The organism is Microbispora sp. NPDC046973, assembly GCF_040644495.1.
GTDB lineage: Bacteria > Actinomycetota > Actinomycetes > Streptosporangiales > Streptosporangiaceae > Microbispora.
The window spans coordinates 15,030-28,685 of record NZ_JBEYWQ010000007.1 but is presented as its reverse complement, the minus strand read 5'-3'; the positions used below and the strand labels follow the sequence as shown (position 1 = coordinate 28,685).

General features: G+C 70.7%; 12 protein-coding genes and 1 tRNA gene. 4 read left to right on the top strand and 9 right to left on the bottom strand.

The features are described 5' to 3' along the window. The first annotated feature begins 6 nt into the window (after nt 1–6). On the top strand, nt 7–1,224 hold the full coding sequence (locus ABZ860_RS15685; RefSeq protein WP_357220333.1) for an FAD-dependent oxidoreductase: 1,218 nt from the start codon (nt 7–9) through the stop codon (nt 1,222–1,224). Nucleotides 1,225–1,356: 132 nt separating this feature from the next. Here the strand turns inward: ABZ860_RS15685 and cysN are convergent, their stop codons facing one another. The 4 genes from cysN to ABZ860_RS15665 are packed head-to-tail and all read right to left on the bottom strand — an operon-like array spanning nt 1,357 to nt 5,719. Continuing rightward, nucleotides 1,357–2,619 (bottom strand): sulfate adenylyltransferase subunit CysN, encoded by a 1,263-nt coding sequence (gene cysN / locus ABZ860_RS15680; protein ID WP_357220331.1) that lies wholly within the window; start codon nt 2,617–2,619, stop codon nt 1,357–1,359. Continuing rightward, complete coding sequence (gene cysD / locus ABZ860_RS15675) at nt 2,619–3,533, bottom strand: sulfate adenylyltransferase subunit CysD (protein WP_357220329.1); 915 nt, start codon at nt 3,531–3,533, stop codon at nt 2,619–2,621. Before cysD ends, cysN begins: the two co-directional genes overlap by 1 nt. An 11-nt stretch (nt 3,534–3,544) precedes the next feature. Beyond that, on the bottom strand, nt 3,545–4,318 hold the full coding sequence (locus ABZ860_RS15670) for an inositol monophosphatase family protein (protein ID WP_357220327.1): 774 nt from the start codon (nt 4,316–4,318) through the stop codon (nt 3,545–3,547). A gap of 3 nt (nt 4,319–4,321) precedes the next feature. After that, complete coding sequence (locus ABZ860_RS15665) at nt 4,322–5,719, bottom strand: sugar transferase (RefSeq protein WP_357220780.1); 1,398 nt, start codon at nt 5,717–5,719, stop codon at nt 4,322–4,324. 141 nt (nt 5,720–5,860) lie between these two features. Here ABZ860_RS15665 and ABZ860_RS15660 point away from each other — a divergent pair, with 141 nt between their 5' ends. After that, nucleotides 5,861–6,556, top strand: coding sequence for an exonuclease (locus tag ABZ860_RS15660; protein ID WP_357220325.1), 696 nt, complete (start codon nt 5,861–5,863; stop codon nt 6,554–6,556). Here the strand turns inward: ABZ860_RS15660 and pth are convergent. Continuing rightward, entirely contained in the window at nt 6,531–7,142 is a 612-nt protein-coding gene (gene pth / locus ABZ860_RS15655; RefSeq protein WP_357220323.1) for an aminoacyl-tRNA hydrolase, read from the bottom strand. The two genes, ABZ860_RS15660 and pth, sit on opposite strands and share 26 nt — an antisense overlap. Before the next feature lie 92 nt (nt 7,143–7,234). Further along, on the bottom strand, nt 7,235–7,831 hold the full coding sequence (locus tag ABZ860_RS15650; protein ID WP_357220321.1) for a 50S ribosomal protein L25/general stress protein Ctc: 597 nt from the start codon (nt 7,829–7,831) through the stop codon (nt 7,235–7,237). Between the two features lie 341 nt (nt 7,832–8,172). Here ABZ860_RS15650 and trpS point away from each other — a divergent pair, with 341 nt between their 5' ends. Next, nucleotides 8,173–9,249, top strand: coding sequence for a tryptophan--tRNA ligase (gene trpS / locus ABZ860_RS15645; protein ID WP_357220318.1), 1,077 nt, complete (start codon nt 8,173–8,175; stop codon nt 9,247–9,249). A 54-nt stretch (nt 9,250–9,303) separates the two neighbouring features. Here trpS and ABZ860_RS15640 read toward each other — a convergent pair whose 3' ends face one another. From ABZ860_RS15640 to ABZ860_RS15630, 3 genes are all read right to left on the bottom strand, one after another. Beyond that, nucleotides 9,304–10,281, bottom strand: a complete 978-nt coding sequence (locus tag ABZ860_RS15640; RefSeq protein ID WP_357220316.1) for a ribose-phosphate diphosphokinase — start codon at nt 10,279–10,281, stop codon at nt 9,304–9,306. Between the two features lie 243 nt (nt 10,282–10,524). Beyond that, nucleotides 10,525–11,994 carry a bifunctional UDP-N-acetylglucosamine diphosphorylase/glucosamine-1-phosphate N-acetyltransferase GlmU gene (gene glmU / locus ABZ860_RS15635; protein WP_357220314.1) on the bottom strand — a complete coding sequence of 490 codons (1,470 nt, stop codon included), beginning with the start codon at nt 11,992–11,994 and terminating at the stop codon, nt 10,525–10,527. Between the two features lie 182 nt (nt 11,995–12,176). After that, nucleotides 12,177–12,247: transfer RNA gene (locus ABZ860_RS15630), tRNA-Gln, on the bottom strand. Nucleotides 12,248–12,693: 446 nt separating this feature from the next. On the opposite strand from ABZ860_RS15630, the gene ABZ860_RS15625 reads away from it, so the two are divergent. Next, nucleotides 12,694–13,632, top strand: a complete 939-nt coding sequence (locus tag ABZ860_RS15625) for an acyl-CoA desaturase (RefSeq protein ID WP_357220312.1) — start codon at nt 12,694–12,696, stop codon at nt 13,630–13,632. Nucleotides 13,633–13,656: the final 24 nt, after the last annotated feature.

The following is a 13,656-nucleotide window of genomic DNA, read 5'->3' as shown; positions in this document are numbered from 1 at the left end:
ATCGCCGTGACACAGCAGAGGTTCGTGATCGTGGGAGCCGGTCTGGCCGGCGCCAAAGCCGCCGAGGCCCTGCGCGAGCAGGGATTCGACGGGCGGATCACGCTGATCGGCGCCGAGCCGCACCGCCCCTATGAGCGGCCCCCGCTGTCCAAGGGCTACCTGGCGGGCACGACCGACCGGGCCGGCGTCTTCGTCCACCCGGAAAGCTGGTACGCCGACCACGACGTCGAGCTGCGGCTCGGCGTGGCTGCGGCCGGGCTCGACCGCGGCGCTCATCGCGTCGAGCTGAGCGACGGCAGCGCGATCGGATACGACAAACTGCTGCTGGCCACCGGGGCCCGCCCGCGAACGCCGCCGATCCCCGGCGCGCACGCGCCCCACGTGCGCTACCTGCGCCGGATCGAGGACTGCGAGGCGCTCAGGGACGTCCTCGGGAGCGTGTCCCGGCTGGCGGTGATCGGGGCCGGCTGGATCGGGCTGGAGGTCACCGCGGCGGCCCGGCAGGCCGGCGTCGCGGTCACGGTGCTGGAGACGGCGCAACTGCCTTTGCTGCGCGCGCTCGGGCCCGAGGTCGCCCGGGTCTTCGCCGGCCTGCACCGTGACCACGGTGTCGACCTCCGGCTCGGGGTCGCCGTCAGCGAGATCACGCCCTCAGGCGTACGCCTGGCCGACGGTGGCGAGATCGGCGCCGACGCCGTCCTCGTCGGTGTCGGCGCCGAACCCGAGGTGAGGCTCGCCGCGCGCGCCGGGCTGCACGTGGACGACGGCATCGTGGTGGACGCGGCCCTGCGCACCGGCGACCCGGACATCGTCGCCGCCGGGGACGTCGCCAATGCCCACCACCCCCTGCTGGGCACGCACGTACGGGTCGAACACTGGGCCAACGCCCTCAAACAGCCCGCGGTCGCCGCCGCCACCATGCTGGGCCGGGAGGCGGTCTACGAGGAGCTGCCCTACTTCTACACGGACCAGTACGACCTCGGCATGGAGTACGTCGGCCACGTCGAGCCCGGCGGCTACGACCAGGTCGTCTTCCGGGGCGACGTCGCGGCGCGGGAGTTCATCGCCTTCTGGCTCAGCGGCGATCGCGTCCTGGCCGGCATGAACGTCAACGTCTGGGACGTCGTCGAGCCGATCAAGACGTTGATACGCACCCGAACACCCGTCACGGCCCAAGCGCTGGCCGACCCCGGCCGGCCGCTGGAGATCCTCGCCGCCCCGTAGAGCGGCACGGCCTGCGAAGGGGCCTGAGGGCGGGCACGGGCAGCGCCGCTCCAGTGAACTGGAGCGCTGCCTTGTGCCTCGCCCTCGCAGACCGTCCGAGCGGGACCTGCCAGATCCTCGGGGAAGCGCCGGTCAGCGCGCGTCGACGATCATCCCGGCGCCGACGGTGCCGTTGGTGGCCTCGTCGATGAGGATGAAGCCGCCGGTGAGGCGGTTGCGGGCGTAGTCGTCCACGAACAACGGCTGGGTCGTCCGCAGCGACACCCGGCCGATCTCGTTCAGGCCGAGGGCGCCGGCCGTCTCGTCCCGGTGCAGAGTGTTGACGTCGAGCCGGTAGTGCAGGTCCCGCACGAGGGCCCGGGCCGTACGGGTGGTGTGCTTGATGATCAGCTTGGAGCGCGGCTGGAGCTTCAGGCCGTCGGCCATCCAGCAGATCATCGCGTCGATCTCCTGGGCGGCCTGCGGCTGGTTGTTCGGCCGGCAGATCATGTCGCCACGGGAGATGTCGATGTCGTCGCCCAGGCGCAGCGTGACCGACATCGGCGCGAACGCCTCCTCCACCGGGCCGTCGAAGGTGTCGATCCCGGTGATCGTCGTGGTCAGGCCGGAGGGCAGGTGCAGCACCTCGTCGCCCGGCTTGAGCACGCCGCCCGCGACCTGCCCGGCGTATCCCCGGTAGTCGTGCAGCTCCTGGCTGGTCGCGCTGTGCGGGCGGATGACGTACTGCACGGGGAAGCGCACGTCGACCAGGTTGCGGTCGGAGGCGATGTGCACGTTCTCCAGGTGGTGCAGCAGCGAGGAGCCCTCGTACCACGGCATGTTCTCCGAGCGGGAGACCACGTTGTCGCCGTGCAGCGCCGAGATCGGGATGAACGTGAGGTCGGTCGCGTTCAGCTTGCTGGCGAACGCGGTGAACTCCTCGCGGATCTCCTCGAACCGGGCCTCGGAGTAGTCGACGAGGTCCATCTTGTTGACCGCGAGCACCAGGTGCGGCACCCGCAGCAGCGTGGTCAGGAAGGCGTGCCGCCGCGACTGCTCCAGCACGCCCTTGCGCGCGTCGATCAGGATGATCGCCAGGTCGGCGGTGGAGGCGCCGGTGACCATGTTCCGGGTGTACTGGATGTGCCCGGGGGTGTCGGCGATGATGAACTTCCGCTTCGGCGTGGCGAAGTAGCGGTAGGCCACGTCGATGGTGATGCCCTGCTCGCGCTCGGCCCGCAGGCCGTCGGTGAGCAGCGACAGGTCGGTGTACTCCGTGCCCCGATCGCGTGAGGTGCGCTCGACCGCTTCGAGCTGGTCCTCGAAGATCGCCTTGGAGTCGAACAGCAGCCGCCCGATCAGCGTCGACTTGCCGTCGTCGACGCTGCCCGCCGTCGCGAAACGAAGGATGTCCATCAGAAGTAGCCTTCCTTCTTGCGATCTTCCATGGCGGCCTCGGAGGCCCGGTCGTCGGCACGGGTGGCGCCGCGCTCGGTGATCCGGGTGGCGGCGATCTCGTCGATGATCTGGTCGATCGTGGTGGCGGTCGAGGCGACGGCGCCGGTGCAGGTCATGTCGCCGACCGTGCGGTAGCGGACGACGGCCTCGAACGCGGGCTCGTCGTCGCCCCGCTGGACCACCTCGGAGTCGGCCAGCAGCATGCCGTCGCGCTCGAAGACCGTGCGGGTGTGGGAGAAGTAGATCGACGGGATCTCGATGCCCTCACGCCGGATGTAGTGCCACACGTCCAGCTCGGTCCAGTTCGACAGGGGGAACACGCGGATGTGCTCACCCCTGCTGATCTTGGTGTTGTAGAGGTTCCACAGCTCGGGGCGCTGGTTCTTCGGGTCCCACTGGCCGAACTCGTCGCGGAAGGAGAACACGCGCTCCTTGGCCCGGGCCTTCTCCTCGTCGCGCCGGGCCCCGCCGAAGACCGCGTCGAACTCGTGCTCCTCGATGGCGTCCAGCAGCGTCGTGGTCTGCAGCCGGTTGCGGGAGGCCCGCCGCCCGGTCTGCTCGACCACCCGCCCGGCGTCGATGGACGCCTGGACCGACGCGACCACCAGCCGCGCGCCCAGCTCGGCGACCCGCCGGTCGCGGAACTCGATGACCTCGGGGAAGTTGTGCCCGGTGTCGACGTGCATCAGGGGGAAGGGGATCGGCGCCGGCCAGAAGGCCTTCTCGGCGACCCGCAGCATGACGATCGAATCCTTGCCGCCGGAGAAGAGCAGACACGGGCGCTCGAACTCGGCCGCGACCTCACGCATGATGTGGATCGCCTCGGCCTCGAGCACGTCGAGCTGCGACGTGGTGTAGTCACGCTGAAGCATGGGGACTTCCTTCACGGAGTCTGGCGATGCAGGTCACGGATTCCGGCGAGCAACGTTGGCGCCAGATCCGGTAGGGAGACCAGGATATCCGGCAGCCAGGGGTCCCCCTGGTTGTAGGTCAGGGGTGAGCCGTCGATCCTGCTCGCGTGGGCCCCCGCCGCGACCGCCACCGCGACCGGCGCGGCAGAGTCCCACTCGTACTGCCCCCCGGCGTGCACGTACGCCTCGACCTCTCCGGTGAGGACCGCGGCGATCTTGGCACCGGCCGAGCCGATGGGGACGAGTTCCCCGCCGAGGCGGGCGGCCAGGTCGCGGACGAACTCGGGCGGCCGGGTGCGGCTGACCGCGATGCGGAACGGCTCGCGCACCTTCTCCGGCAGCTCGGGTGGCACCGCCGTCGTGAGCGTACGACTCTGGGCAGGCAGGGCGACCGCCCCGGCCGCGAGGGCGCCGCGCTCCCACAGCGCCACATGGACGGCCCAGTCGGCGCGGCCCTGCTCGGAGAACTCACGGGTGCCGTCGAGCGGGTCGACGATCCAGACGCGCTCGGCCGACAGCCGCCGGGGGTCCATCCGCTCCTCGCGGGTCGCCTCCTCCGACAGCACGGCGTCGTCCGGCCGCAGCCGCCTCAGCGCGTCCATGAGGAAGTCGTGGGACGCGCGGTCCCCGGCGTCCTTCAGCGCCCGGCCGTCCTCGAACCCGAGACGGGCGCGCAGCTCCAGGAGCCGCTCCCCCGCCTCCGTCGCCAGCTCACCGGCGAGGGAATGGTCGTCCCGCATCGTCATTTCTCAGTACGCTCCCGCCCCGCGTGCGACCACAGACCATGTCTTCCATAAGATCTGTAGATCCAGCATGAGAGACCAGTTCTCGACATAACGTAGGTCCAACCGTACCGATTCCTCCCATGAGAGGTCGGATCGGCCGTTGACCTGCCAGAGCCCGGTCATCCCGGGCCGGACCACGAGCCTGCGGCGCACGTCGTCGCCATACCGCGCGACCTCCTCGGGCAGCGGCGGGCGCGGTCCGACGAGCGACATGTCGCCCCGCAGCACGTTGATGAGCTGCGGCAGCTCGTCGAGGGAGTAACGCCGCAGCGCGGCGCCGAGCGGGGTCACCCGCGGGTCCCTGCGCACCTTGAACAGCACGCCGTCGGCGTCGCTGACCAGCTCGACCTTGCGGGCCTCCGCATCCCGCCGCATCGTGCGGAACTTCAGGATCGTGAACTCCACGCCGTCCCTGCCGACCCGCCGCTGACGGAACAGGGCGGGCCCCGGGCTGGTCGCCCGCACGGCCACGGCGACGGCGGCCAGCAGCGGGGCGAGCACGACCAGCGCCGCGGCGGCGACCAGCCGGTCGAACACGCCCTTGACCAGCCGGCGCCCTCCCGCCAGCTCGGGATGCTCCACGTGCAGCAGCGGGAGCCCGGCGACGGGCCTGATCGCGATCCGCGGGCCGGCCACCTCCATCAGCGCGGGCGCCACCACGAGGTCGGTGCGCGTGCGCTCCAGCCGCCAGGCCAGCCTGCGCAGCGCGGTGCCGTCCAGCTCGGGGCAGGCGAGCACCGCCACCGTGTCCGCCCTGACCTGCTCGACCACCAGCGGCACGTCGGTGAAGTCGCCCAGCACCGGCACGTCCGCGACCTGTCCGGTCGCGCGGGTGGGCACGCAGGCGGCCACCACCTCCATCCCGTGGTAGCGCTCCCTGCGGAAGGTGCCGACCAGCTCGTCGATCGCCGCCCGGTGGCCCACCGCGACGACCCTGCGCATGCAGCCCTCGCCCCTGGCCCGCCTGCAGTGCAGCCGCTGCCGCAGGCCGTACCTCGCCCCGAGAGTGAGCACGGTGGCGAGCGGCAGCGCGATCAGCACGTAGCCGCGGGCGATCTCGGTCTTCGACGCGTACGCCGCGATCGCGACACCCGCGACCAGCGTGAAGCCGCCCCGTGCGACCCGGCGGAACTCCTCGGCCCCCACGCCGATCAGGCGAGGCTCGTACGCCCGGCTCAGGACCAGGATCACCGCCCAGACGGCGGGCAACGCGGCGCTCGCCATCACATAAGGCATCACGTACGGAGTAACCTCGCCGAACCGGATCACCACGGCGGTGACCCCCGCGAGAAGGGCGCCCAGGATGTCACAGACGGCCGCGGTGAGCCGATACCGGACGGCCCACGCGGGCGGCCGGGGCATCGGATGTGCGGGCGAGTCCCGGGACGTGCCGACGGCGACCGAGGACGTGTCGCCGTCCAGCACTGTCGCCCCCCGTAATCCTGCCAATACCGACGGTGATGGAATGCTAGCGGCCTCACCCCGGCGTCTCAGGGAGATTCGTTGAAAGCCGAAACGTACATATCGGTGGATGTCGAGGCGGACGGCCCGATTCCGGGGCCGTACTCGATGGTCAGCTTCGGCATGACCGTGGCCGGCCGGATGACCGGGCGGCGGTTCGAGCGGACCGACCCGGAGTCCCTGACGTTCTACGCGGAGTTACGGCCGATCAGCGACGACTATGTGGGGGAGGCGCTGGCGGTGAGCGGCCTCGACCGGGAGACGCTGCTGCGCGAGGGACGCGACCCGGCCGAGGCGATGACGGCGGCTGCGGCCTGGGTGCGCGAGGTGTGCGGCGACGACCTGCCGGTGCTCGCGGCCTTCCCGCTGTCGTACGACTGGATGTGGATGTACTGGTACTTCCTCCGCTTCACCGGGCAGTCGCCCTTCGGCCACTCCCGGTGCATCGACATCAAGACGCTGTACGCCGCCAAGGCCGTGGTGCCGGTGGCCTGGGCGACCAAGCGTCAGATGCCGCGCGAGGTGCGCTCGCTGCGCCCGCACACCCACAACGCGCTCGACGACGCCATCGAGCAGGCGGAGCTGCTGCAGAACCTCATGGAGTGGCCGGGCGCCGCCCGTGAGCGCGACGCGGGCGGCGCTGACGGGGCGGCTTCGCGGGAGGTCAGCGGGGCGGCTTCGCCGGATCCCAGCGGGGCGGCTTCGCGGGAGGTCAGCGGGGCGGCTTCGCCGGATTGAGGTCGGCGGCGTGGAAGCGGTTCTGCGTCGCCTCCAGACCGGCGGTCATCAGCGACTCCACCATGTCGGCCGCCCGGTCCACGAGGAACGGCAGGTCCTTGCGCTCGGCCGTGGCGAAGTCGCGCAGCACGAACGTCGCCGGGTCCATGCGGCCCGGCGGACGGCCGATGCCGAACCTGATGCGCGGGTAGTCGCGGGTGCCGAGCGACTTCGTGATCGACTTCAGGCCGTTGTGGCCGTTGTCCCCGCCGCCGATCTTCGCGCGCAACGCGCCGTAGGGGATGTCCAGCTCGTCGTGGACCACGATCACCCGGTCGGGGGTGACCTTGTAGAAGTCGGCCAGCGCCTTCACCGGGCCGCCCGACAGGTTCATGAACGACAGCGGCTTGGCCAGCACGACGGGGAGCGCGGCCAGGCGGCCCTCGACCACCTCGGCCCGCGACCTGTGCGCCTTGAACCGCCCGCCCACCCGGGCCGCCAGCTCGTCGAGCACCATGAAGCCCGCGTTGTGCCGGTTCCCGGCGTACTCCGGCCCGGGGTTGCCCAGGCCCGCCACCAGCCACCGCTGCGCGGACGTGTCGGACATCGCTGTCTCCTCCGCTGTCTGCTCCGCCGCCGACTCACATGGAAGAGTCCTCCACAGGACATTCTGTGGAGGACTCTCTCACGAGCGGGGTCCTACTCGGCGGCCTCGGCGCTCTCGCCCTCGGCGGCCTCGCCCTCCTCGGGCAGCCCGGCCGACGGGGCGGCGATCACCTGCAGCACCAGGGCCTCGGGGTCGCCGGCGAGCGTCGTGCCGTTCGGCAGCTTCAGGTCGCTCGCGTGCACCGCGAAGCCGGCGTCCTGGCCGTCCACGTCCACCTCGACGCCGGTCGGGATGTGGGTCGCCTCGGTCTCGACCGAGATCGTGACGAGCTGCTGCTCGACGATGGCGCTGCCGATCGGGTCGCCGGTGACGGTGACCGGGATCTCGACGGTGACCTTCTCGCCGCGCTTGACCAGCAGCAGGTCGACGTGCTCGAGGAAGCCCTTGATCGGGTCACGCTGGACGCCCTTGGGCAGCGCGATCTCGTCCACGCCCTCGCCCTGCAGGCGGATGAGCACGTTCGGCGTGCGCAGCGCGAGCAGCAGCTCGTGGCCGGGGAGGGTCAGGTGCTTGGGGTCGGTGCCGTGGCCGTAGAGGACGGCGGGGACCTTGTTCGCCCGGCGGATCTTGCGGGCGGCGCCCTTGCCGAACTCGTTGCGAAGCTCGGCGGCGATGCGTACTTCGGACACGGCACATCTCCTAGGGATGACTCGATCGGATTGGCGCGCTCCCCCTCACCCGCCCTAGCGGAAGGCGTTACGAGCGCAACCCCACCACCCTACCGTGTGTCGCGCCGGAGGCGCGCCCGTGCGTCGCGCCGGAGGCGCGCCGTGAGCGCTTCCCCCGTCGCTCGTCCGGCCGTTACACTGACCGCGTGATTCGTACGTCGTGTCAGGGCTGGTGGCGCTCCACGTAGGAGCGGCCATTACACACGCGTACGACCGGGCCGTTCGGATGGACGGCCCTTTTTCGTGCTCCCTGGACGAGGGTCGCCGTCGGGACGGCGGACCAGCTGCCAAGGAGAGACCACATGAGCACGACCCTCGACACCACGACGTCCGACGACCTCGGGGTGCCGGCCGCGCGACGGCGCAGCGCCGAGCTGGAGAGACAGATCCGTGAGCGGCCCGGACGGTTCCGCGCGCTGACCGGGGACCGCCCGACCGGGCGGCTGCACCTGGGGCACTACTTCGGCACCCTGCACAACCGCGTCCGCCTCCAGAACCTGGGCGTGGACATGATGGTGCTCGTCGCGGACTACCAGGTCCTGACCGACCGCGACGTCGCCGACCGGCTCGCGGAGCACGTGGAGGACCTGGTGCTCGACTACCTGGCGGTGGGCGTCGACCCGGACCGGGCCACGATCTTCACGCACAGCGCGGTCCCCGCGCTCAACCAGCTGCTGCTGCCGTTCCTCAGCCTGGTCTCGGTGGCTGAGCTGGGCCGCAACCCCACGGTCAAGGACGAGATCGCCCACTCGAGCCAGTCGGCGGTCAGCGGGCTGATGTTCACCTATCCGGTCCACCAGGCCGCCGACATCCTGTTCTGCAAGGCCGGCCTCGTGCCGGTCGGCCAGGACCAGCTGCCCCATCTGGAGGTCGCCCGCATCGTCGCACGCCGCTTCAACAGCCGCTACGGTCCGGTGTTCCCCGAGCCTGAGGCTCTGCTGTCGGCGGCCCCGCTGCTGCTCGGCACCGACGGAGGCAAGATGAGCAAGAGCCGGGGCAACGCCATCGCCCTGGCCGCGACCGCCGACGAGACCGCCCGGATGATCCGCGGCGCCAGGACCGACGCGGACCGCCGCATCACGTACGACCCGGTGGCCCGGCCCGAGGTCTCCAGCCTGGTCCTCCTGGCCGCGCTGTGCCTGGACCGCGACCCGCACGAGGTGGCCGAGGAGATCGGCGGCCGGGGAGCGTCCGCGCTGAAGGCGGTCGTCACCGACGCGGTCAACGATCACTTCGCGCCCATCCGGGCGCGGCGCGCCGAGCTGGCCCTGGACCGCGCCCACGTCCGCCGGGTGCTCCGCGACGGCAACGAGCGGGCCAATTCCATCGCCGAGGACACGCTCACGGAGGTGCGGGAGGCGATGAAGGCCCTCTACTGACTACGGAAACGGGCCCCCGGACGGCCGTCCGGCCAGTCCGGGGGCCCGCACCGCTCAGCTGTCGCCTTCGAAGAGGCTGGTGACGGAGCCGTCGGTGAAGACCTCGGTGATGGCCCGGGCGATCAGCGGGGCGATCGACAGGACCGTGAGGCTGTCGAACCTCTTCTCCTCCGGGATGGGCAGCGTGTTGGTCACGACCACCTCGGAGATGCGGGAGTTCTTGAGCCGGTCCACGGCGGGGTCGGAGAAGATGGCGTGCGTGGCGGCCACGACGACGTCGGTCGCGCCGTGCTCGTACAGCGCGTCGGCCGCCTTGCAGATCGAGCCGCCCGTGTCGATCATGTCGTCGATCAGCACGCAGGTCCTGCCGCGCACCTTGCCGACCACCTCGTGCACCTTCACCTGGTTGGCCACGTCGAGGTCGCGCCGCTTGTGGATGAACGCCACCGGCGTGCCCAGGGTGTCGGACCAGCGCTCGGCCAGCCGTACGCGGCCGGTGTCGGGAGAGACGATCGTGGTGGTGGCCGGGTCGAGCTTGCCGCGCAGGTAGTTGATCAGGACGGGCAGCGCGAACAGGTGGTCCACCGGACCGTCGAAGAAGCCCTGGATCTGCGAGGTGTGCAGGTCGATGGACATCATCCGGTCGGCGCCCGCCTGCTTGAACAGGTCGGCCATCAGCCTGGCGGTGATCGGCTCGCGGCCGCGGCCCTTCTTGTCCTGCCGGCTGTAGCCGTAGAACGGCATGATCACGGTGACCCGCTTGGCGGAGGCCCGCTTGAGGGCGTCCACCATGATCAACTGCTCCATGATCCACTGGTTGATCGGCGCGGTGTGGCTCTGCATCACGAAGGCGTCGCAGCCGCGCACGGACTCCAGGTAGCGCACGTAGATCTCGCCGTTGGCGAAGTCTCGCAGCGCCGTCGGCGTGATCTCGACGCCGAGGGCGTTCGCGACCTCGTCGGCCAGCTCGGGGTGGGACCGGCCGGAGAAGAACATCAGGTTCCGCTCGCCGGTCGTCTTCTTGCCGCTCATGCCGCGCTCCTCGCGTGTCGAGCCTGTTCGCCGTACCGGGCGTGGTGAGACCGGGCCGGCCGTGGCGCCGTTCCCCCGTCTCGCCCGGGGCCCGCAAACCCCTTCTCCCGGTCGATGTGGTCGGTCACGGTGTCCTCCTGGCCTGGCCCTTCGGCGCTACGCGGTCAGACCGCGCCTCGTACTCTTTCCTGTCCCCGTACGGCCCGCGGGGAGGCGGGCCGCAGGTGGTCCTAGTCGCCGGCCCTAGTCACCGGCAGGGTCTCCGCCGTTCGCCGCGGCCTCGTCGCGGGCCTCGATCGCCCGCCGGGCCGCCTCCGCGGACTGGGTGCCGGAGCGGCGGCGCGCCACCCAGCCCTCGATGTTGCGCTGCTTTCCGCGGGCGACCGCCATCGCCCCGGGCGGCACGTCGGACGTGATCACGGATCCGGCGGCCGTGTAGGCGCCGTCCCCGATCGTGACCGGAGCGACGAGCATGTTGTCGCTGCCCACGCGCACGTGGTCGCCCACGACCGTGTGGTGCTTGGAGACGCCGTCGTAGTTGACGAAGACCGAGGCGGCGCCGATGTTCGAGCCGACCCCGATGGTCGCGTCGCCGACGTACGTCAGGTGCGGAACCTTGGAGCCCTCGCCGATCCGCGCGTTCTTGGTCTCGACGTACGCGCCGATCTTGCCCTTGGCGCCGAGCACGGTGCCGGGGCGCAGGTAGGCGAAGGGGCCCACGGTGGCGCCGGGACCGATCTCCGCGCCCTCGGCGACGGTGTTGCGCACGACGGCATCCTCACCGACGACCGTGTCGGTCAGCGTGCTGCCCGGCCCGACCTCGGCTCCCGCCCCGATCCTGGTGGCGCCCTTGAGCTGGGTGCCGGGGTGGATCACGACGTCGGGCTCCATCTCGACCCCGGCGTCGACCCACGTGCCGGCCGGGTCGACGACGGTCACCCCGGCGCGCATGTGCGCCTGCAGGATGCGGTCGTTGAGCACGCGCCGGACGAAGGCGAGCTGGACACGGTCGTTGACGCCCTCGACCTCGGCGTGGTCGGCGGCCACGTGCGCGCCCACCCGGTGGCCGTCCTCGCGGAGGATGGCCAGCACGTCGGTCAGGTACTCCTCACCCTGGGCGTTGGCGGCGCCGATCCGCTTGAGGCCGTCGGCCAGGAGCGCGCCGTCGAAGGCGTACACCCCCGAGTTCATCTCGGCGATCGCGCGCTGCTCACGGGTCGCGTCCTTCTCCTCGACGATCTCCAGCACCGCGCCGTCCTCGGCACGCACGATCCGGCCGTAGCCGGTCGGGTCGGGGACGACGGCGGTCAGCACCGTGACGGCGTTGCCGTCGGCGGCGTGCCGTTCGAGCAGGGCCGCCAGGGTCTCGGTGCGCAGCAGCGGCGTGTCGCCGTACGTCACCAGGACGGTGCCGTCGATCGGGCCCTCGGCTTCGAGCGCGGTGCGCACGGCGTGGCCGGTGCCGTTCTGCTTGTCCTGGACGACCGTGCGGGCGTCCGCGGCGGTCGTCGCGAGATGGGCGCCGACCTGCTCGCGCGCGTGCCCGATGACCACGATCAGCCGCTCGGGCGACAGGCCGCGCGCGGCGGCCAGCATGTGGTCGACGAGCGCTCGGCCGCAGACCTCGTGGAGGACTTTGGGGGTTTTCGATTTCATCCGGGTGCCCTCGCCGGCGGCGAGGACGATCACGGCTGCCGGGCGCGGCACACTCACGGACTGAGGCTCCCTCGGCGTCGCGGCTTACTACACGGATCGTGACTGTACGAATCGGGTGCGGCTTCCCACGCGTCCACTACCCAGGAACCGCACGGTCACCCGCTCGACAAGGTGAGCTTACCTGCCGTACCCCGGGAGGGAACCAGCCCCCCTGGGGCTCGAACGGCTGGATGAAGGGGCTCCCGGGGGAGGATTCGAACCTCCGTTGACAGAACCAAAATCTGTAGTCTTGCCCCTAGACGACCCGGGAAGGGCGTGAAGTGCCGTTTTGCCGGATTCCGGCAGCCACCGGAATCCGCACTCAGGATACAGAGCCGCCCCCCTGGCGCGCGCCCCCAAAATTCAGCGCGGGGGACTCAAGCGCACATCCGCGCGCTCGGCGCCCGCCTCCTCGACGCGGCCGGGCTCACCCGCCCGCCTCAAAGCCCGCACATGGCGGGAAGTACGGCGAATCCGGATGTTATCGGGAGGTCATCGCGGGCAGGTCGGCGTGGACGCCGCGCCATCGGCGACGCGGCCGGAAGTGAGCACGAGGCACTACCAGATGGCCGACCGTTGGTGCAAGGCGTGGATTCGCCACCAGATGTGGCCCGGAGCGTCACCTTCCACACATTCGCTCTTAGGGATTCCTAACTTACGATGGCGTAGGTTACGGTGGCGTAGCCAGACATTCTTCCCCATCTCGTGAGGTAGCCCATGACCGTCCTGACCGAACGTCCCTCACCACAGCCGAAGCCGGAGTTCGAGCCTGAAGGCAAGAGCAAAGCCGATCTGGTCGTCTTCGCGCTCGTCGTCGGCCTTCCGATCCTCGCGGTCATCGCCGCGGTGCCGTTCGCCTGGGGATGGGGCCTGGGCTGGACGGACATCGCGATCGCCGCCGTGTTCTACGTCGTGTCCGGCTTGGGGGTCACGGTCGGGTTCCACCGCTATTTCACCCACGGCTCGTTCAAGGCCAACCGGCCTCTGAAGATCGCCCTCGGGATCGCCGGCAGCCTCTCGCTGGAGATGTCGGTGCTGGACTGGGTGGCCGCCCACCGCAAGCACCACAAGTTCTCCGACAAGGAGGGCGACCCGCACTCGCCGTGGCGGTTCGGGCCGGGCTTCAAGTCGATGTGCAAGGGCCTGCTGTACGCGCACGTGGGCTGGCTCTTCGAGGTCGAGCGCGTCAACCGCGCCAAGTACGCCCCGGACCTGCTGAAGGACCCGGACATCATGAAGCTGCACCGGTGGTTCCCGCCGCTGGCGATCACCTCCCTGCTGCTCCCGCCCGTCCTGGGCGGCCTCATCACCTGGTCGTGGCAGGGCGCGCTGACCGCCTTCTTCTGGGGCACGCTGATCCGGATCGGGCTGCTGCACCACGTGACCTGGTCGATCAACTCCATCTGCCACGTGTTCGGCGAGGAGGTGTTCGAGTCGCGCGACAAGTCCCGCAACGTGTGGTGGCTGGCCATCCCGTCGTTCGGCGAGTCGTGGCACAACCTGCACCACTCCGACCCCACCTGCGCCCGCCACGGCGCCCTCAAGGGCCAGATCGACCTCAGCGCGGGCATGATCCGCTGGTTCGAGAAGGCCGGATGGGCCTACGACGTGCGGTGGCCGACCCCGGAGCGGCTGGCGGCGAAGCGACTTGCCTGACGACTCGGTCAGCGCTGACGGCAG